Here is a 21431-nt window from a genome sequence, read left to right on the forward strand (position 1 = left end):
GTCCCTTCCAAGCTCGCTGTACAACGAACGATCAAGACCGCTGGGCGTTCGATGCGAGCAATTCCTTCAATATCGCCGCCGGGTCGGCTCGTCGTTGCTGACGATAATCACCGACATGGCGAACGAATAACGTTGCGCGCGTGACCAGGCTTTTGCCCAGTACCGGCTTGCGCTCCAACTCTTCCTTGATGCGTTGAAACTGCGCCTGGATCACGGCATCGGTGTAGCGCGTGCCGGTCGCCAGGTTGTCGATGTAGATCGCCACCGCGCCGTCCAGCGCGCTGCGGCCATTGTCGATGGCGGTGGCGAACAGCTTGGCGCTGGCCTCGTCCTTGGCGTCCACGGCCTGCTGGCGACTCTTCTGCAAATTGGTCAGGCGAATGTTGTAGTTGTTGACGGTCTCGGCCACCAGGGCCGCCGACTGGATCAGGTTGCCGGCCGCTTCTTCGCGCTGCTGGGCGATGAGCGAGACGTTGCGCTTGAGCTCTTCGTTGACCAGCCCCAACTCCGCTTGCAGGCGCGGGTCGACGCTGGCAGCAATGATGCTGTCCAGGCGTTTGGTCGGGTCCTGGGCGTCGTCGATGGCATCGGTCAGCGAAGCCAGCCGACCTTCTTTCTGCCATTGGGCAAACAATTCCTTGTAGCGCGAACGTGGCGCCGACAACGCGCCAATCGCCACCCGGAATCCGGTGGTTTCATTGCTTTGCTCGGTGCCGTCGGCGGCGAACAACGGGTACTCGCGACGCATTCCGGTGAACAAGGTGCCCTCGCCTTCCAGGTAATTGCCGCCCTTGACCACGAAGCCGCCGTAGGTGCCTTGGCGGCGTCCGGCGTGTACTAGCTGGAAGGACTCCTGGACCATTTCGGCGGCATTGCCGATCACGTCGAACAGGCCGATGGGGTTCGGCAGTTTGGTGCCGATCGGCATCAACCGCGCTGCCTGACCAGTGCCGCCAGCGACTTGGTTGAACACCGCCCAGTCGGCCAGTGGCCCGTCGCTTTCGCTGCCCTCAAGGCGCCGGGGAAACAGGCGCCCTTCCAGATCCTGACGGCTGATGGCCTGCCCGCCACGGGCAGCAAATTCCCATTCGACTTCGGTCGGCAAGCGCACAAAACCCAGCCCGCCGTCTTCAGCCGAGGTGCCGCGGCCGCTCATCGGCAGCAAGTCCTTGTGGTATTTCATCAGCCAGGCGCTGTACACCGCCGAGAAGCGTTCGGCCTCGAATCGCGACAACTTCACCTTGGGCAAACGCCCGGCCATGCCTTGCGGCGCCTCCGCTTGCAGTGCCTCACAGGCCGGTGCTGGCTCGCCGCTGGCCAACGATTGCGCCTGGGCCATGATCTGGGCGTATTGGCGGGCGGTGACTTCATACTTGCCGATGAAATAGAGCATCGGCTTGAGCGGAGTCTTGGCGTCCGTCTTGGGCATCAACGGCGTGATGGTCTTGTCCCAATCCTTGGGCAGATCCTTGAGGGTGAACTGGCCGTTGATAAAGTCCCGGCGGTAACCGGAGATGAACGACTGTTGATAACCGGCCTCGCCCTCGCTGAAGGGATAGCCGAGGCTGATCTCGCGGTCGTCCAGAGTGCCTTGCGCCAGGATGTAGACGTAACGGAACACCATCTGCCCTTCGCACGGTAGCGGCAGGCTGACGTCGTCAGCCAGCGGCTTGGGGTTGTCCAGTTTGTCTGTGCTTTCATCCGCCCAGACCATGCTGGCCAGACTCAGCGCCATAGCGGCGCCCAATAACTTATACATCTCGGATTCCTTCAAACGCCTGGATACGCGCCACTCGCCAGCCACCACAGGCCGCCGCCACGATGCTGACGCCGAGCACGGCTACCAAGGCCCACGCGTAGTGATGCGCCAGCAGATGACTGGCGTATTCGCCCGGCGCCTGCGCAAATAAATGGTTCAGGCCCGATTGCGCCAGGCCATACAGCCCGGCGCTCAACAGGGCCGCGAGGCCGGCGCTGTACAGCGCCTGCAACACAACAAACAGCAACAGCGCCGCCGTGGAAAACCCCAGCAGGCGCAACACCGACAACGCTCGACGCTTGCGCTCGACCGCCGCCAGCGCACCGGCAAAAATCGCCGCGAATGCTCCCGACAAAGCCAACCCGGCGATGATCCAGAATACGATCGACAGGTTGCGGCTCAGCGATTGCACCTGGGCGATGGCCTGGGCCTGGGTCGAGACCAGCAGATTCTGCGCAGCGAAATACTGGCGTAGCGGCTCGACATCCGTGAGACGACGGGCGTACAGACGAAACGCCGGGTACACCCGCTGTTCCGTCACGCCCACCGCATCGCCTGGCCAACCGAGCGCTGGAACGGCGCGGCCGTCCCGGTAATCTTCAGCCGCTTCCAGCAAAGCCAACGGTGCGAACAAGCCGTCCCGGGCGAAGGCTTCCAGCGGCAGTACGCGCAGCACCTGGACGCGAGTGCGTTGCGCCTCTCCACGACCGGCTACTTGCCGACCGACGCTGGCCTGCAGCCAATCACCGGACTTGGCCCCGAGCTTTTCGGCGGCGGTCTGACTGAGCAGCACCTGATCCAGCCCTTGGGGCACCGGTAGACTGACGAGCAAGGGATCGTTGGCGGCGGTGGGGATCATTTCGACGGTCACCGTCGAAGCGCCAGCGGTCAGATCCGCCGTCGCGGCAATCTGCCGGGTGCGCGGCAAGGCGAAAGCCACGTCGCTGCGCCGGCTCAATTGTTCGATAAACGCGGCACTGAACCGGCCGCCACCCAAGGGAATGATTTCCCGGGTGGCCGGGTCGTTTTCCAGGCGCTCGGTCAAACTGCTGACCAGGCCGAACTTCAAGCCGAACAGCACCAACAACGGCGCGACCACCGCCACCAGCGCCAGTACCGAACAGGCCGACAGCCACGCATCGTTGCGGTAATCCTGCCAGGCCAGGGAAGCCACCAGCGCGCTGCGCATCAGCAGGCCTCCCCGAGGGTGGCGGTGACACCGCCATCGACATCGCGATGACAACTGATGCGCCGCACCTGCAAACCGCTGGCGCGGGCCAGTGACTCATCGTGTGTGGCGACGACGCAGCACACGCCATGTTCGCGGGCCTGGGTCACCAGCAACTGCATCACTCGTTCGGCGTTTAGCGGATCGAGGGCGGCGGTCGGTTCATCGGCCAGCAACAGACGCGGCCCATGGGCCAGGGCGCGGGCGCAACTCACCCGTTGCCGTTGACCGACGGACAAGTCGCCCGGCTTCTTGCCCAGTTGATCGACGATATCCAACGCCCCGGCCAGGCGATCCACGCTGCCGTCGTCTTTCAAACCGAGCAGTTTGCGTGACAGGTCGATGTTGCCGCGCACATCCAGAAACTCCAGCAGGCCACCGGTTTGCAGCACGTAGCCCAAGTGCCGGCGGCGCAGGTCCGCCAAGGCACTTTGCGCATCTGCACGCCACAGCCCGGGAATGTCTGTGCGGGTTTGGCCGGGCGAAAAATCAAACTGCCCGGCCTGATCCGGCGCCAGCACCAGCGCCAGCAAATCGAGCAACGTGCTTTTGCCACAACCACTGGGACCGACCACCGCCAATTGTTCACCGGCATGCAGTTGCAGCCGTGGAATCACCAGGCTGTAGCGTTGACTGCCGGTGCCCCGGTGTTTGTGCACTGCGCTCATGTTCAGCATCACGGCAGCGTCGACAACGGAACGCGATACAAGGCATCACCCGGCTCGGCATCGCCGAACCGCACCCAGTTGGCCAAGTCGTTGTGGAAGGTTTCGTAGAGGCGGATCTTCGAATCCAGCTCGTCGATAAAATCCTCCTGCTCGGCCACGCTCAGCGAAAGCCACAAATCCTGGGTCATGTTCAGCGACTTGCTGCGGTAGGGCAGCCCTTCCAGGTACTCACCCAGCACCCCGCCATCGGCCAGGTTGCCACCCTTGCGCAAGGCCGAGGGATCGCGGCTCATGTAGGCACTGGCGCTGGCGATTTCCTGGAAGAAATTCTTCGGCGAGGTCTGGGTCTTGCGGGCGGCATCGACGATCAGTTTCAGCGATTGTTGCAAGTCGTTGAGCTGCAACTTGGTCAGCATCACGCACACCTGGAACGCCGGCAGTGCCGGGTTGGTCAGGTCGCGGTCGGCGGTCCAGGCGCTGACCAGTTGCGGCGCCTGGCTGGCGGCTTTACGCCCCAGGAAGTCCATGTGCATCGCGTAGCCGACGGCCGCCGATTTGTCGCTCAGACTCGGCGCGGCACTCAGCAGCGGCACGGTTTGCGGCTTGTCGCTACGCACCTGATGCACCAGGTCGGCAAACACCGAACCGATCTCGTCCACCCGCTCACCGAACTTGCGCACATCGGCGCCCGGTACCGGAATGTACAGGTCGCCGATCTGCGGGTTGGCGTCGGCGGTCAGGGTGCGGTATTGGCTTTGCGCACCGCCATGGGTTTTCTTGCCGGCATCGCTGAGCAGGTGCAAGGCGTAGATCTTGATCTGCTTGCCCAGCGCGGCTTGGCGCACTTCGGCCTCGTTCATTTGCGTGGCGGCATACGGGTCGTTCTTGCGCAAGGCACCGGCATCGGTGACCAACAGAATCAAGCGCCCGCCATAGCCGGACCAGTCCATGCCCTCGACCGCTTCCATCACACCGGCAAACGCATCTTCGTTGAACGAATGGCTGGAGACCGTGGACGCCTTGACCTGCCGCGCCATGTCCATGAAGCGCTGTGGGTCGCGGCCCTGGTCCAGAGTGATCAAGGTTTTAGCGACGTATTCCAGGCCCGGGGTTTTCTGGGTGCTGCTGCGAAACCCCACCAGGCCGAAGCTGACACTGTCCTGCTCGCCCCGCTCGGCGATGCGGGTTTGCAGTTGGTGTACTACGTCGCGGACCTGATCGATGTAGGGTTGCATGGACACGGTGGTGTCAACGACCAACACCACGGCGGTGCGGAATGCGTCGGCGTTAGCGGTAGTGATTGGTGTGTTGTTGGCTGCGGCCTTTGGAGCATTGCCGGGGTCGATGGACGCCACGTTCAGCAACTGCACCGGCTGGCCGTTCTCATCGAAGCTCTCGCGGGAATCGAAGATCGGCAACAGGTAAAACTGGTTCTGCGGAACCGCGCTGGCGGCCGGTTCCAGGGCCAGTACCTGCTGGTTGTCTTCGCGATTCTGCTGGGCCTTGAGCAGCAGGTTTTTTGCCGCCGACGGATCAGCCAGCAGCCTCTCCACTTCGCCGGGCTGACGCAGGAACATCACCGGCGCACGGCCGGAGCGTTCGGTGAACTTGAGCACCAGGCTTTGCTTCCAGTCGCTGACTTGCGCGGCCGGCAACCAGCCGTCACTGCGCCCGTCGGTGGCGGCACCGACACGCAGCCACGGGCTGCCATCAACCTCTTTGCGCTGATAGACGTAAAGCACCGAGAACGCCGACAAGGCCTTGTCAGGGGTGGCCCCCGGTTCGCTGGCGACTTTCGCCCCCGGCTTGCTGAGTACCCGCTGGAACAAGGTTTTTTTGCCGGCCATCAGCAGCGGCCGCTGTCCGCCATCGACCTCCGTCGCCACAGGGGGTTTTACGGGTGGCGCCACGGTCGGCGGCGGGCTGGCGGGCGGTGCTGAAACCACCGGCACCTTGGCGTCGGCTTCGCCGTCACCGGACAGCCACCAATAACCCGCGCCGCCCAAGACCAGCGCCACGGCCACCGCGACGGCGGCGAGTGCGAACACCGGCCCCTTTCGCTGCTCCGAGACCGTGGACGACGGCGTCGGCTTCACAGTCGGCGGAACAGGATTGGATCGAGGTTGTGGCTGCGCGGGACCGGTCGGTATATCGATGGACACCGGCGTCAGTCCCGCCAGGTCATTGCTCACCGCAATCGGCACTACCGGAATTGGCAATGGCCGGATCGTGGTCGCTTCAACCGATTCCCGAGGCAGATTATCCAGCGCCTGCAACAGCGCCGCTGCATCCGGGAAACGCTCGGCCGGATCCTTGGCCAACAGCTTGCGCAGTACCTCTTGATAGCGACCGTGGTGCACGGGCAGCTCCGGCAACGGTTCTGTCAAATGTGCCAGGGCCGTTGAGAGTGCGTCGTTGCCGGTATACGGCAGTTTGCCAACGAGGATTTCGTAGAGCACCACGCCCAGGGCATAAAGATCGGCTCGGCCATCAATATCCTGGCCGCGCGCCTGTTCCGGGCTCATGTAGCTGGGAGTACCGACAGCGAAACCGGCCTGGGTGAACTGGGTGCGGTCATCCATGGACTTGGCGATGCCAAAGTCGGAGAGCACCGCCGTGCCATCGGCACGGAACAGAATATTCGCCGGTTTGACGTCGCGATGAACCAACCCCAGCCCATGGGCATAGCCCAGGGCCGAGGCGATCTGACGGATATAGATCAGACCCTTTTCCGGCGTCAGGCCGGCGGCGATGCGCTCCTTGAGCGTGCCGTTGGGCAGGAATTCCATGGCCATGTAATACAGTTCACCGACATGGCCGATGTCATGGATGGTGACCGTATGCGGGTGAGACAGGCGCGCCAGGGTTTTACCTTCGCGCAGGAAACGCTCGCAGAAACTCGGGTCGGCCGCCAGCGCGGCGGCCATGACCTTCAGCGCCACCTTGCGCTCCAGCGAGCGCTGGGTCGCCAGGTAAACGCTGGCCATGGCGCCTTCGCCGATCTCGCCGTCGATGTCATAGCCGGGGATCAGAATATTCACGGTGGGGTTCATGAAGGCACCTTCACGACGATGACGGTGATGTTGTCCGGAGCACCACGCATCAGGCCCAGGGACACCAGGCTGCTGGCGATTTCACCGGGTTCGTCGTGGCTCAGCACCTCGCTGATTTCATGGTCCTCGACGGTCTTGGTCAGCCCATCGCTGCACAGCAGGTAACTGTCGCCAGGCATCAACAGCAGCTCGACCATCGCCAGCTCCAGTTGCGCCCCTACCCCAACAGCGCGGGTGACAATATTGGACCGTGGATGCACCCGGGCTTCAGCTTCGCTGAGCAGGCCGCTGTCCTGCAGATCCTGAACATAACTGTGGTCCCGCGAGATGCCTTCGAGCAGGCCGTCACGCAGGCGATACAAGCGGCTGTCACCCGCCCACAGGCACACTCCGCGCAAGTCACGCGCCACCAACGCCACCACGGTGCTGCCCATCATGGTCACGCCGCGGTTGGCGGTTTCTTCACGCACGGCGGCGTTGACCCGCAGCAGGTCGGTTTTCAGCGCCGCTACGTATTCATCCAGCGAGCGGCCTACAGCAACGTTGCGCAGGCTATCGACGATCAGGCTGCTGACGTAGTCGCCCGCCGCGTGCCCGCCCATGCCATCGGCGACCACCCACAGGCCGTTTTCCGGCCGGTCCAGGCAAGCATCTTCGTTAACCTGGCGGACCATACCGACATGGCTCTTGCTTGCAGACTTGAACGTCTTTCCAACGCTTGGACACATCTACACAACACCTTCTTGGCCGAGCAAAAATTGCGCAAAATCAGCGGCGGCCGGCAGGCCCTGGCACCGCAATAAAGCAGGGGCGATACGCTCCGAACCCTGGCCCCACCACAGGCTTGCGCCTTCGCAGGCCAGTTCGGCAAGCGCGGTCATTCGTGCCTTCGGGTCGCTGACATCAAAGCGATGCAAACCGGCAAAACGGCTGCTTGGCGCGCGTGGCAGGTACGCCGGGCCGCCCAGCGTCTCCAGCCCTGCACCGAAGGCTTCGAAGCTCGCCTCCACGCTCAATGTGCTCAACAGCAATTGCTCAACTTGCTCAAACCAGACATCCGAGCCGCCTACCACCGACGCCGGGTCAGCGTCGTGATCCAGCAGTACCGCGACGGTCAGCGGAAAATACCGGCCAACCCGATCGATGCTCGGCATCACCACACCAACGGCGGCCTGCGGCCCACACACACCGGGCCCGAGCATGAAGCGCCACAACGGACTGACCAGATAGGCATCCAGCCAACGGTCCCCGAGGCTTTGGCTGGCGAGCAGGCCCGCCGCCAGCCACGAATCCCAGGGGCCGATAAAACTCTGCGGCAAGCCACGGCTGACAAAGTCCCCGCGACTGGCCAACTTTCCATAGAAGCCCGGCGTGCTCATAAACGCTCCGGCAGGCTGAAACCGCTGAGTACACGGCTCTTGAACGGGTTGAAGGCGCTGTTGGCCCGCAGCTCATAAGAGACGCTGGCGCCGTCGACTCGCAGCCGCAGGTTGAAGCGGTCCGGCGAGTTGCCGGCGGTCAGGTCCGATTGCTCCAGCAGACGGAACCAGGCCCAGGGCCCGTCCAGGGTGATACCCGAACGACCGCTGGCTGAAGGCGGCATGATCGAGATCCGCACCACACCGATGCTGCCGGGGTTGGGCCATTGCATGGAGGTGGGGCGGCTCGGGCCGTGGTCGTAGCTCAATTGCTGGCCATCGAGGTCGAGCAAAAACTGGGTGATGGTGGCGTCCATCGCCACTGGCTTGAGTTCGAAGCGCACCATCGGCTGGGTGCCGCCGGAACGGAAAAACGCATCCCGGATGGTCGCTGCCCGCTGGAAGGTTTGCAGCACGCCCGGGGCGATGCCGAGCTTCTGTGCGGCGCCCGGTTGCCAGCGCCAGGCCTGGGTCGAGGTATCCACGTACGGCTGCAGGTATTTGCGGAAATAGTTGTCCATCACCCCGCCCACACCAAAGAACTGGCCGAAGTCGTCCAGGGTCGCATCCCGCGCACTGCCCGGCGACATTGGGTAACGCCCGGCCAGCGACTGGCGATAGATGTTCACCACTTCGCTGGTCCAGGCCGCGTTCAGTTGATTGCGTACCCCGCCCATCATGCTGTTGGTGGTGGAGTTGACCACCGATTTGACCAGGCCTTGCACCAGCGGCGGTTGCCGCTCGGCGTTGAGGCTGACCCGCGTGGCAGCTGCGGCGGCCTGGTTCTTGGCTTCGCCGAGCAAGGCGTCGCCGCTGGCGCCGACCATGGCACTGACCTGCACATACAGGGCGTTCATGTCGGCCAGCAGGCCGTCGATGGCCGCCGGCTCGCCGTCGTTTTTGCTGACGATGCTGTTGAGTTCGGCAAAATGCGCGGTGATTGGATCTTCACTGGCATCCGCTGTGTGTTGCGTCGCCTGCTCCTGGCCGAGCAAGCTGCCCAAGCGCTCCTTGAGCTTGTCGACCCCGCCCTCCACCGGCGCGCCCTTGGCGGCCAGCAGGCGCTCTTCCTGTTGCAGATCGGTTTCCTTCGCCACCGCCACCAGCAGTTTTTTCAACGGCGAGGTCGGACCGGAAATCACCCGCAGCACATCGGCAGCCTGAGCCACGCTAGTGATCGGCACAAAGTCGATATCCGCCAGCAAGGCGTCCCACTGACGCTGGTAATCCTGGAAATACAGGCGGCGCACGTCGGCCGCCAAGCTGACGACGTTCTGTTGTTCTGCCTGGTCGCGACCAAGCACCCACTGCTCCTCGGCCAGAGTGCCGGTCTGGTTCAGGCTGGTCAGCAAAAACCCTTGGCGGTAACCCTTGGCCGTGAAGAAGCCGCTCAAGGGTTCGCCCAGCGGCTTGCCGCTCTTGCGGCTGAACACCAGCGCAGCATCGCGCCCGGCTGCTTCGTTGAGACGAAAGTCCGGAATGCCGTCCGGCAGTTTCTGGCGCTTGACCCGGTCATAGACACGCTGAGCCACTGGCAGCTGCTGCAACTGCCGACGCAGGTCGTCGATCAGGCGCGGGTCCAGACGTGCGGTGGGCGGATGGCGTTCGAACAGCGCCTGCAAGTGCTCCTCCAGGGCCAGACGCTGCTCGGCCGGCAAGTCGCGCGGCAGGCTGCGATCCCAATCCAGGGCGATCCACGCCTTGATGAAGTCGGCATCGTAATGCTCGCTGTCGGCGAGCATCAGGTAGGCCTTCAAGCCTTCGTAAAGGAAGTCCGAGTTGCCGCCGCCGTGCAGTTGCTCTTCGATGCGCGTGAGCAAGCGTGGCGCGAAGACCGCGATCAACAACTTGCGATAGACGCTGCCAGACTCGGCTTCAAGCATGTCGCCCTGATACAGGCCCAGGCCTTCGGCCCAGTTCGGCGAATCGTCGGCCAGGTGCTTCACCGCGTTGAGCAAGGGCAACACCGCGAGCACGTCCCGTTGTGCCGGGCTGAGGTTCTGCACGGCCTGGCCCAGGGGCGCGACTTTCTGATCGACTTGCGCGATATACGCCTGGTTGGCGCGGTAGCTGACCCACCACAAGGTCCCGACCACCAGCACCAGGGCCACGGTCGAGGCCAGCACGCCCCGGGCGATCCACTTGCGCCGACGTTCGACTTTCGGGTTGACCCCCACCAATCCACGCTCGGCAAAGGCCACGGCGCTGAAGAGTTTTTCGATGAAGTAACTGCGCCCGGTGCCGTTCTGCCGCGCCAGATGCTGGCGGTCCAGGTTCATGCTCTGGGCCATGGAGCCGATCAGCCGATCAATCGGGCTGCCTTCCTGGGTGCCGCTGGTGAAATACACCCCGCGTAACAGCACCCGTTCTTCAAAGGCGTTGGGTTTGAATACGCCCTCAAGGAAGCTTTGCAGGCAATCCTTCAACGCGCCGAACTGTTGCGGGAAGCCGTAGATCAGATCGCGTCGCGCCGGGTCGCGTTCCTGTTGCAAACGCTCCACCAAACGATCGTTCAGGCGCTGTTCCAGACCGGTGAATTCGCTTTGCAGATGGGCCAGTGGGCTGTCATTGCTTTTACCGTCGTCCAGGGCAAAGGTCATGCCCCAGACCTGGGCTCGTTCTTCCTTGCTCAGGGTATCGAAATACTCCATGAACCCTGGCACCAGATCGAGCTTGGTCAGCATCAGGTAGATCGGAAAGCGCACACCCAATTGCGTGTACAGCTCCTGGATACGCAGGCGGATCGCGGCGGCATGGGCAGCGCGCTCGGCGTCGCTGCCCAGCAGCAGGTCGGAGAGGCTGATGGCGATAAACGCGCCGTCGATCGGACGCCGGGCCCGCTGTTTCTTCAACAGGCCGAGAAAACCCAGCCACGCGGCTTTATCGACTGTCGCGTCGCTGTCCTGGGTGGTGTAGCGCCCTGCGGTGTCGAGCAGCACGGCCTGATCGGTAAACCACCAATCGCAATTGCGCGTGCCACCGACACCACGGACTGCCCCGGCGCCCAACTGCGCCGCCAACGGAAAATGCAGCCCGGAATTGACCAGCGCCGTGGTCTTGCCCGAACCCGGCGGGCCGATGATCACGTACCACGGCAGTTCATACAGGTTACGGCGCTCGTCACCGCCCAGCTTGGCCTTCTTCAACAACGCCAAGGCTTCGTCCATGCGCTGACGCAGGGTTTCGAGTTCCTCAGAGGTGGCGATGCTGGTCGGGTCCGGCGGGGTTTGCGCCGCCAGACTGCGCATCACTTCGGCGGCCTGACGGCGCGCCTGGATAATGCGAAACACCCGGTAGGCGATCCACACCGCGAATACCAGAATGATCAACGCCCAGCGCCGACCTTCGGGCACCAGCAATTCAAGCAGCGGCCCGACAAACCAGATGATCAGGCTCAGGGCGATCAGCCCCAGCAACGGAATGACCCAGCGGATGATAAAACTGAAAAACGCCTTCACTCGACCCCCTCCGCCAACACTGTGATTTCGACCCGACGGTTGCGTGCGCGGCCCTCTGTTGTAGCGTTCGAGGCCAACGGTTCGGTGTCGCTGCGGCCTTCGGCGCTGAAGCGTTCGGGCTGGCCGGTTTTGGCCGAAAGAATTTGCAGCACCGAATTGGCCCGCGCCTCGGACAAGGCCCAATTCGATGGAAACCGCAAGGTGGCAATCGGGCGATTATCACTGTGGCCGGTCACCCGGACCTGGCCCTTGACCTTGCGAACGGCATCGGCGATGCGCAGCATCAGCGGCTGGAAATTGTCGACGATGCTGGCGCTGCCCGAGGCGAACAGCTCATCGCCACGGATGGTCACCACTGAACGGTCAACGGCATCTTCCACAGCGACCCGACCGGCCTTGATTTCATCGGCGAGGAAGCCTGCCAGGCGGGGACGCTCGATCAGTTTCGGTTGCACCACCGGACGGTCGATGGCCTGCACCGGGATCTCGCCCAGCGCATGAATATTTTTAAACACCGGCTCGGCATCGGCGGCCAGTTTCAAGCGCAGGCCGAACAGCAGTGCCAGCAGCAACGCCACGCCGATGGCCACGGCGATCCACGGCGGCATGAATTGCGCGAGTCGGTCGCGGGCCACGGTGACGCCGCGCCAATGGGGCGACAGTTCACGCTCATAATCGCCACGGGCGCTGCGGATGACCGCACTGGTGCGTTCACGCAAGGCTTCCAGTTGGCTGCGACCGTCGTTCATGACCCGATAACGCCCTTCGAAACCCAGGCACATGCACAGGTACAACAGCTCCAGCAGATACAAACGCTCGCGGGGGCTTTGCAGGCAATGTTCCAACAGCTGGAACACCTTTTCGCCGCCCCAGGCTTCGTTGTGCACGGTGATCAGCAGGCTCTGTTTGCCCCAGTCGCTGGCACCACCCCACGGCGTACTCAACACCGCTTCATCCAGGGCGGTGCACAAGGCGTAACGGGCCAGCAACACATCGTTGCGCACCACGCCGGCAGCCTCGGCCCGCTCCTCGAACTGGCGCAGGTACGCCAGTAATTGCGCCCGCAGGCTCGCCGGCGCCGGGTGGGCAATGGTGTTGCGCAAGCGGGTCAGCAAAGCCAGCAACGGGCCAGCGGCGCTCTCCAGGGGGTTGAGACCTTCGGCCGTGCCGATCAAAAGCGGCGCGGCCGGCATCGAAAGTGGCGCGGCCTGGGCGCGACCAGCCTCCGGGCGGACCGGATCGGCGCCACGGCCACCGGGTGTCGGCATGAATTGGGTACGATCGTCGTTGCTCATTGCGGTTTATCCTCGGATCGCCCAGAAAGCCAGGTTCAGCCCCGGGAATTGCCCCGCGATGTAGAACGCAAAACCGCCGGAGTTGGCCAGTTGCTGCCAATGCTCGCTGCCCCGGTCCAGTTCGTAATAAGTGGAGCCGGCGTGATACGGAATTTGCCGTGGTGCCACCGGCAGCGGCAGCAGGCCAATGCCCGGTAATTGCAGGTTGACCAGGTTGCGGATGTGCTCCACCGAGCCGACTTTGCTCTGTTGGCCGAAGTGGCTGCGCAGGGTTTCAGCGGGCACGTCGGCGCGCACCACCAGGATGAAGCTGGCGCTGTCGAGCAGGGACTTGTCGGCCAGCATCGCCACATGGACGCCGTAGGCTTTTTCGACGATCGGAATCGGCGTGGCCTTGCTGTCGATCAGCATCGACAGCGCCTCACGCAGGGCTTGCATCACCGGCGCGAAACTCAGCACCAAGTCATCGTGCTGGTATTGCGGGTATTCCTGGGGCCGCCGCCCGGAAGCGGTAAAGGTCGAGAACTCGCCGGCCAGACTCACCAGCTCGCTGTAGAACCGCTCGGGGTGCAACGGGCTCAACTGGCTCAAGTGCTGGATCAGCGGCTGGGCACGGTTGACCAGTTGCAGCAGCATGAAATCGGCAATCTCCGAGGCACCGCCGGCACCGGATGCCACCACCCGCCCGGCGAGGGCTTCGCCACGTTGATGAAGCAGGCCCAACAGTTCACTGCGAAACGCGGCCAGGGGCTTGGATGCGGCCACATCCAGCAGCGGCGGGATGTAGGAGTCGTCGAGCACCAAAGCTCGGTCGGCGCGCTTCTCCTTGATTCGTACCAGGCCGATGGCGGCGTAGTCACTGATGCCATCCTGGGCTACCAATAATCGCAGCGCCCTCGAGCCCACGGCCACCGGCGCCTGGTTTTCGAACGGCGCGTTATCGTCCCGGACTTCGCGCACCTGGCTCACATAGCGCGCAGCGCCCAGGGTTTCGCCTTCGTCGACCGTATCACGCGCACCGGCGCGCTTGAGCGGCAAGGCCAGGTACACCAAGCCATCGCGCAGGTTGTCATCGACATTCAGCGGGCTCGGTGCCAGGTCATCCTGGGGAATGTTGAATGGCGTGCCGTCCGGCAACAGGCCCCGCGCCGAGATAATCGCCAGTTTGCCCTGGGCCAGCAGGCCCTGGTCGATCAGCAATTCGGAGAACCCCCAGGCGCCGGCCGACAACGGACGGCTCCGGGCGTCGATGAGGTTCTCCAGGTAACGGTCATGCTGCTGAAAGTGCTGCGTTCCAATGAACATGCCTTCCGACCAGACCACACGATTGTTCCAGGACATGGGGGGCTCCGATTGCTTATTGGGCAGGGCTGGATGGGGAAACCACGACGGCGCTGCGCACGGCACGCACGTCGAGGCTGATCTGGTATTCGGTGTATTGGCGCGGCGGGACATTCATCACCGCGCGCCACAACGACTGATCCAGCTCGCGATACCCCACCAGTACGCCGATATGGCGGGTGGCCGGGTCGAGGTCGCGCTGCAGGCTCAACTGCTGGCCGGGCTGGATCAGCACTTCGTCCTGATCGATCAGATCGGCGCCGAGCGTCGCCTGGGCCCGTTCGGCCAGTGCGAAATAATCGGAACGGCCGAAGGTGGCAGCATTTTTCAATTCGAAAATACGCACCCGGACCGGGGCTGGCTGGCCAGTGGCGCCGGGGTTGAGCCCGGCAATGGCGTGAAAGTGCAATTCGATGGCGGCCGTGTCGGCCTCGGCCTCAGCCTCTTCGGGCTGGGGTTTGGCCGCATCCTTGGCACATGCGGTCAGCAGAAGCGCGGTGGCAACTGCGAGTAAAAACCTGGGAATCATCCTGCGTCCTCAATGACGTTTCAGCTATCCGTTGTTCCGTTCTTTGCTATCAATGGCGCTATGCGATGGCGATGCTCAGCCGCGGCGCTGCCTTGTACTGTGTTCTTCGTAGGCGCGGCTGAATTCCCGACCGAACAGGTCCTGGAAATCCTCTTGGGCCTCGCGGGAAATATTGCTGTAAAGCTCGGTGAACTGCTGCCAGTACTGGGCCTGTCGCGAGCCACTGAAAATGCTCGACAGGCCACCGGGCTTGCCCATGCGCTCTTCCAGTTGCGCCGGTTCGAAGCGCGCCAGCAGGTGCTTGATCGCCGCTTCCACGCCGGCCATCACCGCCAATTGGTGGGCACGCAAGTCATCAAAGCTGTCGCGCACTGCCAGGTCCGGCGCCATGAACGCCTGATTGCTGTGGCGCAACAGCAACAGCAATGCTTCATCGACGTTGGGAGCGAATTTCAGCGGGTTGTTTTCCACCGGTTGAATCATCGTCTGCTGAATGCGGAACTCGCCCTTGAGGCTGCTACGGGCGCGCAAGACATCGATCAGGCCTTCGACCATCAGCCGATAACTGCGGCCGATGCTTTCCATTTGTGCCTCGGCCTGAGCCTTGTCCAGGCGCACTTGATCCAGCCCGGCACCGCGCAGAAAGGCTTGCAACAGGTCGGGTTGAGAATTGTCGGCCGGGCTGACCGGATCGACCAGGCGTTCGACGACGGCCACAGGCGGTTCGCAAAGGGGTGCCGGTTCGATCGGTACCCTGATGTGAGGTACGGGTGGCGGCGCAACCTCTGCAACAGGCAGCGGGACGATAGCCACCGGTGCAGGCTTGTCGCTGAACAGGTCCCAATCTTCCGGAATCACCGGGGCCGACACCAGCGGCGCAGGCCCGGCCACGGGCGTTGGGGTGGGGATCGGGGTTGGTGGGCGGAAGTCGTGCTGCTCGGCCGGGACATGGTCGGGCTGGGTGGCCGGCGGGACGCTGGTCGGCGTCAGAAAGTCGAACAGGTCCGGCATCGTGTCCATGGCCGATACACCCTGAAAATGTGCAGGTGGTGTCACGGGCAACGACGTCGGCGTATTCACGACGGCGCCCTGACGCCCCATCAGGGCCTCGAAGCTGCTGGACGAATCGGCGAAAGGGTTGCCGTCGGTCACCGGCAGACTGAAATCGATACGCGCCTGGATTTCATAATCACCGATGCGGATAACTTCGCCATCTTGCAACGGCTCGCTGTTGCCCTTGCGCAGACGAATACCGGCCTTGACCAATTCCACACCATTAGTGCTGTTATCAGTTAAGTAATACCGGCCATCTTTATATTGAACAACGCAATGTTTGCCAGACACCAAACGCTCTGGATCGGGCAATACCCAGTCATTATCAGAATTACGGCCGATTGCCATCGCGCCCTGATCCATGGATTTCTCAGGGCACTGGCCAGGGGTAATTTTGTGATAACTAGTGATAGTCAAACACAGCGACATCTTGCCTCCTTGCTGAACACTTTGCGCGCGGGCGAATCGGGATTCACTCCCGCCAGACTCGCTCCGACAACCTTGCAAAAACAACCTTGAAACGGCTTTTTACCAGCATGATTGCTGATCTTAACCGGCTTGCCTGACAAAAAACCTGCATCAGTGCCTGCCTCGACCTATCGGTCGCGCGGGTTGTTAAGCACTTCACATCTGTCACACAGAGGAAATAGCTTACCTTGACAAGCCATAAGTACTACACCAAAAATGCACAACTTCTTGAATATCAATGATGGCACTTTAAGATCACTGCGTATCCAAAGGGCCATTACACTCAAGGAAACATGTGAAGTTCCACTTGGAACTAACGTGTGAACAGCCCGACTGTCAGTCGGGCGATATGGAGATCAAATTCAGTGGAAGTGCCTTTGCTGCTTGCCGCCGTTTCCGCGACTTCGCCTTGCGGCGAAGATTTGGAATATGACGCGGATTTTTTGCGCCTGGAACGCGATTCCCAAGGCCAGCCCGAGCGCAGCATGGGCGATTCGATATTGCCTGCCGCCCCCCCTGAATGGCGCAGCATCCAGCAGCAAAGTCTGGATTTGTTGCAACGCAGCAAAGACCTGCGTATCACCCATTTCCTTTTGCAAAGTTCCCTTGCCCTCGAAGGCGTCACCGGCCTGGCCCGCGTCCTGACACTGATCAGCGAATTGCTCAAACAGTACTGGGCCGACCTGCATCCGCGCCTGGATGCCGAAGACAACAACGACCCCACCGTGCGCATCAATGCCCTCGCCGGCCTGACGTCCGATGCCACCATTCGCCTGTTGCGCGAAAGCATCCTGGCCCGTTCGCGAACCTTTGGCGCTGTCAGCCTGCGCGCTGCCGCCAATGCCAGCGGCCTGCAAAGCTTCCCTGACGAAAACCTCGGCGCCGAACAGCTCGCCGGGGCACTCCTGGACAGCGATCCCGAACAGCTGGAAATCACCCGCGCCGCTTTGCACGAGGCCCGCAGTGTCGCCGAGGCCATCGAGCAGCAGGTCAGCGAACACATCGGTTCCGCCCAGGGCGTTGACCTTGGCCCGTTGAAGCAACCGCTAAAAATGGCCCTGCAGATTCTCGGCCAGTTCGCCCCGCAGAGCGGCGACAGCCCCCTGCCCGATGCCATCAGCGAAGACAGCACCGCGCCGGTTGAATACGCCACCGCACCGAGCGCACCGCGCAGTACCGGTACTGGCGAAATCAACAACCGCGACGACGTGCTGCGCAGCCTGGACCGGATTCTTGCGTACTACACCCGTCATGAGCCCTCCAGCCCGCTGCCGGTGCTGTTGAACCGGGCGAAGAATCTGGTGCACGCCGACTTTGCGGCCATCGTGCGCAACCTGATTCCCGACGGCATGAGCCAATTTGAAAACCTGCGCGGACCAGACAGCGAATAAAAGCGAACGGATCACGCAGTCACGTCAGCGGTACCACCGATGACGCCAACACCGTCGCTTGAGCGACCAGGAGCAGCAACGTGGCGAAGCAAAGTTCTCAGAAATTCATCGCGCGCAACCGTGCGCCTCGAGTGCAGATCGAGTACGACGTCGAGCTCTACGGCGCCGAGAAAAAGGTCCAGTTGCCCTTCGTCATGGGCGTCATGGCGGACCTCGCCGGCAAGCCCGCCGAGCCTCTGGCACCTGTGGCCGATCGCAAGTTCCTGGAGGTGGATGTCGATAACTTCGACTCGCGCCTCAAGGCCATGCAGCCACGTGTCGCGTTCCATGTGCCCAACGAGCTGACCGGCGAAGGCAACCTGAGCCTGGACATCACCTTTGAAAGCATGGACGACTTCAGCCCGGCCGCCGTGGCGCGCAAGGTCGACTCGCTGAACAAGTTGCTCGAAGCGCGCACCCAACTGGCCAACCTGCTGACCTACATGGACGGCAAGACCGGTGCCGAAGAAATCATCATGAAGGCCATCAAGGATCCGGCGCTGCTCCAGGCGCTTGCCAGTGCGCCGAAGCCAGCCGAGCCTCAGGCTTAATCAGGACGAATGATCATGACCGATTCAGTACGTGCAGACGCTCAGACACTGAGCACCACCGAAGAAGCCAGCGAGTTCGCCTCCCTGCTGCTGCAAGAATTCAAACCCAAGACCGAACGCGCTCGCGAAGCCGTCGAGACCGCCGTGCGCACCCTGGCCGAACAGGCCCTGGCGCAGACCGACCTGGTGTCCAACGACGCCATCAAGTCGATCGAATCAATCATTGCCGCCATCGACGCCAAGCTCACCGCCCAGGTCAACCAGGTCATCCACCACCCCGATTTCCAGCAACTGGAAAGCGCTTGGCGTGGTCTGCACTACCTGGTCAACAACACCGAGAGCGATGAGCAACTGAAGATTCGCGTGCTCAATATCTCCAAGACCGACCTGCACAAGACCCTGAAGAAATTCAAGGGCACCGCGTGGGACCAGAGCCCGATCTTCAAGAAGATGTACGAAGAAGAATACGGCCAGTTCGGCGGCGAACCTTACGGTTGTCTGGTGGGTGACTACTACTTCGACCAGTCGCCGCCGGATGTCGAGTTGCTGGGCGAGTTGTCGAAAGTCTGCGCCGCCATGCACTCGCCGTTCATCGCAGCCGCATCGCCGACCGTGATGGGCATGGGCTCGTGGCAGGAACTGTCGAACCCGCGCGATCTGACCAAAATCTTCACCACCCCGGAATACGCCGGCTGGCGCTCGCTGCGCGAATCGGAAGACTCGCGTTACATCGGCCTGACCATGCCGCGCTTCCTCGCGCGTCTGCCGTATGGCGCCAAGACCGATCCGGTGGAGGCCTTCGCCTTCGAAGAAAGCACCGACGGTGCCGACAGCTCCAAGTACACCTGGGCCAACGCCGCTTACGCGATGGCGGTGAACATCAACCGCTCGTTCAAACACTTCGGCTGGTGCTCGCGCATTCGTGGCGTGGAGTCTGGCGGTGAAGTGGAAAACCTGCCGGCGCACACCTTCCCGACTGACGATGGTGGCGTGGACATGAAGTGCCCGACCGAAATCGCCATTTCGGACCGCCGCGAAGCGGAACTGGCGAAGAACGGTTTCATGCCGCTGCTGCACAAGAAAAACACCGACTTCGCCGCGTTCATCGGCGCCCAGTCGTTGCAGAAACCGGCCGAGTACGACGACCCGGATGCCACCGCCAACGCCAACCTGGCTGCGCGCCTGCCGTACCTGTTCGCCACCTGCCGTTTCGCCCATTACTTGAAGTGCATCGTGCGCGACAAGATCGGCTCCTTCAAAGAGAAGGACGAAATGCAGCGTTGGTTGCAGGACTGGATCCTCAACTACGTCGACGGTGACCCGGCGCACTCCACCGAAACCACCAAGGCCCAGCACCCATTGGCTGCGGCCGAAGTAATCGTCGAGGACGTGGAAGGCAACCCGGGGTACTACAACTCCAGGTTCTACCTGCGCCCGCACTACCAGCTCGAAGGGCTGACCGTGTCGCTGCGCCTGGTATCCAAGCTGCCTTCGGCCAAAGGCGCGTAACACCGCCTTGATGTGATCGTTCCCACGCTCTGCGTGGGGATGCCGCCCGGGACGCTCCGCGTCCCAGTGACGCAGAGCGTCACCAGATGCGTTACCACGCAGAGCGTGGGAACGATCAGCAAAACACAATGTGGTAGAGACCACACAGGGAGAAAACATGGCTGTTGATATTTTCATCAAGATCGGCGACATCAAGGGCGAGTCCATGGACAAGGCCCACAAGGACGAGATCGACGTCTTGAACTGGAGCTGGGGCATGTCTCAGTCCGGCAATATGCACGTGGGCAGCGGTGGTGGTGCCGGCAAGGTGAACATCCAGGACCTGTCGCTGACCAAGTACGTCGACAAAGCCTCACCGAACCTGATGATGCACTGCGCCAGCGGCAAGCACATCGACAAGGTCAAGCTGACCGTGCGCAAGGCCGGCGGCGAAAGCCAGGTCGAGTACATGATCATCAACCTGGAAGAAGTGCTGGTCACGTCCCTGAGCACCGGCGGCTCGGGTAGCGATGATCGCCTGACCGAAAACCTCACCCTGAACTTCGCCAAGGTGCTGGTGGACTACCAGCCGCAAAAAGCCGACGGCACCAAGGAAGGCGGGCCGGTCAAGTTCGGCTGGAACATCCGTCAGAACGTCAAGGTGTAATCGAAGATGCCCCCGGTGTTATGCGCCGGGGGTGTTTTGGTGCTTGCTCGAATCCAATCCTTTTCCCTCCGGTGTCTGAGTCATGGCCAAGCCTTCGTTTATTAATTTGTGGAAAGCGTATTCCGATCTGTTGATTAAGTACCCGGACGCAAAGCCCTGTGAAGGGCCTTGGGCAAACCAGTGTGCTATCCGCATGAGCATGACGCTCAATGCAGAGCTGACCATCAAGGTCAACAAATCCACCTATACCGAACCCAAATGTGCACATGAGCACGCCAGGGGTGCCGAATCACTGGCGAACTGGTTGTGGAAGCATCATCTGGGGCGGCCACAGATTCTCGGTGGCAGTGCCGAAGAACGCCGCAAGTTGCAAGACAAGACCGGGCTCATCTTCTTCAAGGATTGTTTTCAGCAGGTAGGAGAGTCACCGGACAGTCGCACCGGCGATCATATCGACCTATGGAATCGTGGTTTGACCATTGGCCGCTACAACGACCCTGCCTACCGATCCAAAGCTATCTGGTTCTGGGAGCTGACATGATCAAATCCAGCCGAAACCTGGCGGCCTTGTGCTGCGTGTTGTCGAGCCTGTGGGCGTGTGCCGGCCAGCAAACTACTCCAGCTTCCGAGGATCAAGTCGTCACCTTGGGCGGACAACGATTGATGCTGGAGAACGACCAGCAGCAATGCGTGTTGCGTCAACCAGATCAGAGCATGCTAGCCCTCGAAATGCCATGGCCTTGCCAGTTTGCGGTCGACCGACAGGGCAAGGCTCACATTGAATCCTTCAACAACGTACCGATCGTGATCGTGCTGCATGTGAACGTTGACCCAGCGAACAGTCGTGAATGCCGGTCCGAGTACCGCGCCATTCGTCAAATCAACGGCCAGCTCGAACCTTCGATCGTCGCACGCAGTGCCAGTTGCGTGCGCGGTGCAGGCGATCAGAAAGACTACACAGCGCTTTTCACTTGGTAAGCGACTTCACATGCAATCGCCCACGACTTTGCGTATCACTCATGACA

At 62.1% G+C, this 21431-nt stretch carries 17 protein-coding genes; 6 read left to right on the forward strand and 11 right to left on the reverse strand.

The window, feature by feature from the left end:
• Positions 1-31: 31 nt before the first annotated feature.
• The 11 genes from IB250_RS17945 to tagH form a co-directional block, all read right to left on the reverse strand.
• Positions 32-1759 carry a formylglycine-generating enzyme family protein gene (locus IB250_RS17945; protein WP_192345085.1) on the reverse strand — a complete coding sequence of 576 codons (1728 nt, stop codon included), beginning with the start codon at positions 1757-1759 and terminating at the stop codon, positions 32-34.
• Positions 1752-2948, reverse strand: coding sequence for an ABC transporter permease (locus IB250_RS17950; protein WP_192345086.1), 1197 nt, complete (start codon positions 2946-2948; stop codon positions 1752-1754). The genes IB250_RS17945 and IB250_RS17950 overlap by 8 nt, the downstream gene beginning before the upstream one ends.
• Positions 2948-3664 (reverse strand): ABC transporter ATP-binding protein, encoded by a 717-nt coding sequence (locus tag IB250_RS17955; RefSeq protein ID WP_192345087.1) that lies wholly within the window; start codon positions 3662-3664, stop codon positions 2948-2950. The genes IB250_RS17950 and IB250_RS17955 overlap by 1 nt, the downstream gene beginning before the upstream one ends.
• Entirely contained in the window at positions 3664-6708 is a 3045-nt protein-coding gene (locus tag IB250_RS17960; RefSeq protein WP_192345088.1) for a serine/threonine-protein kinase, read from the reverse strand. The genes IB250_RS17955 and IB250_RS17960 overlap by 1 nt, the downstream gene beginning before the upstream one ends.
• Positions 6705-7436 carry a PP2C family protein-serine/threonine phosphatase gene (locus IB250_RS17965; protein WP_192345089.1) on the reverse strand — a complete coding sequence of 244 codons (732 nt, stop codon included), beginning with the start codon at positions 7434-7436 and terminating at the stop codon, positions 6705-6707. Before IB250_RS17965 ends, IB250_RS17960 begins: the two co-directional genes overlap by 4 nt.
• Positions 7437-8087, reverse strand: coding sequence for a type VI secretion system-associated protein TagF (tagF, locus tag IB250_RS17970; protein ID WP_192345090.1), 651 nt, complete (start codon positions 8085-8087; stop codon positions 7437-7439).
• Positions 8084-11584, reverse strand: coding sequence for a type VI secretion system membrane subunit TssM (gene tssM, locus IB250_RS17975; protein WP_192345091.1), 3501 nt, complete (start codon positions 11582-11584; stop codon positions 8084-8086). The genes tagF and tssM overlap by 4 nt, the downstream gene beginning before the upstream one ends.
• Complete coding sequence (locus IB250_RS17980) at positions 11581-12879, reverse strand: DotU family type VI secretion system protein (RefSeq protein ID WP_192345092.1); 1299 nt, start codon at positions 12877-12879, stop codon at positions 11581-11583. The genes tssM and IB250_RS17980 overlap by 4 nt, the downstream gene beginning before the upstream one ends.
• Positions 12880-12885: 6 nt before the next feature.
• The gene (gene tssK, locus IB250_RS17985) at positions 12886-14220 is read right to left on the reverse strand and encodes a type VI secretion system baseplate subunit TssK (RefSeq protein ID WP_192345093.1); all 1335 of its coding nucleotides are present in this window, start codon (positions 14218-14220) and stop codon (positions 12886-12888) included.
• 16 nt (positions 14221-14236) lie between these two features.
• On the reverse strand, positions 14237-14749 hold the full coding sequence (tssJ, locus tag IB250_RS17990; RefSeq protein WP_192345094.1) for a type VI secretion system lipoprotein TssJ: 513 nt from the start codon (positions 14747-14749) through the stop codon (positions 14237-14239).
• Positions 14750-14824: 75 nt separating this feature from the next.
• Positions 14825-16231, reverse strand: coding sequence for a type VI secretion system-associated FHA domain protein TagH (gene tagH, locus IB250_RS17995; protein ID WP_192345095.1), 1407 nt, complete (start codon positions 16229-16231; stop codon positions 14825-14827).
• 404 nt (positions 16232-16635) lie between these two features.
• Here tagH and tssA point away from each other — a divergent pair, with 404 nt between their 5' ends.
• The 6 genes from tssA (at position 16636) to IB250_RS18025 (ending at position 21384) form a co-directional block, all read left to right on the forward strand.
• The gene (gene tssA / locus IB250_RS18000; protein ID WP_192345096.1) at positions 16636-17661 is read left to right on the forward strand and encodes a type VI secretion system protein TssA; all 1026 of its coding nucleotides are present in this window, start codon (positions 16636-16638) and stop codon (positions 17659-17661) included.
• Between the two features lie 80 nt (positions 17662-17741).
• Positions 17742-18251 (forward strand): type VI secretion system contractile sheath small subunit, encoded by a 510-nt coding sequence (gene tssB, locus IB250_RS18005; RefSeq protein ID WP_007894500.1) that lies wholly within the window; start codon positions 17742-17744, stop codon positions 18249-18251.
• Between the two features lie 15 nt (positions 18252-18266).
• The gene (gene tssC / locus IB250_RS18010) at positions 18267-19760 is read left to right on the forward strand and encodes a type VI secretion system contractile sheath large subunit (RefSeq protein WP_007894498.1); all 1494 of its coding nucleotides are present in this window, start codon (positions 18267-18269) and stop codon (positions 19758-19760) included.
• A 157-nt stretch (positions 19761-19917) separates the two neighbouring features.
• Positions 19918-20406 carry an Hcp family type VI secretion system effector gene (locus tag IB250_RS18015; protein ID WP_007894494.1) on the forward strand — a complete coding sequence of 163 codons (489 nt, stop codon included), beginning with the start codon at positions 19918-19920 and terminating at the stop codon, positions 20404-20406.
• Positions 20407-20488: 82 nt separating this feature from the next.
• Positions 20489-20947: a T6SS effector amidase Tae4 family protein gene (locus IB250_RS18020; protein ID WP_192345097.1), complete on the forward strand. Its 459-nt coding sequence runs from the start codon at positions 20489-20491 to the stop codon at positions 20945-20947.
• Entirely contained in the window at positions 20944-21384 is a 441-nt protein-coding gene (locus IB250_RS18025) for a hypothetical protein (protein WP_192345098.1), read from the forward strand. The genes IB250_RS18020 and IB250_RS18025 overlap by 4 nt, the downstream gene beginning before the upstream one ends.
• Positions 21385-21431 lie beyond the last annotated feature (47 nt).

Origin of the sequence: Pseudomonas sp. PDM09 (assembly GCF_014852305.1) — a bacterium.
Taxonomy (GTDB): domain Bacteria; phylum Pseudomonadota; class Gammaproteobacteria; order Pseudomonadales; family Pseudomonadaceae; genus Aquipseudomonas.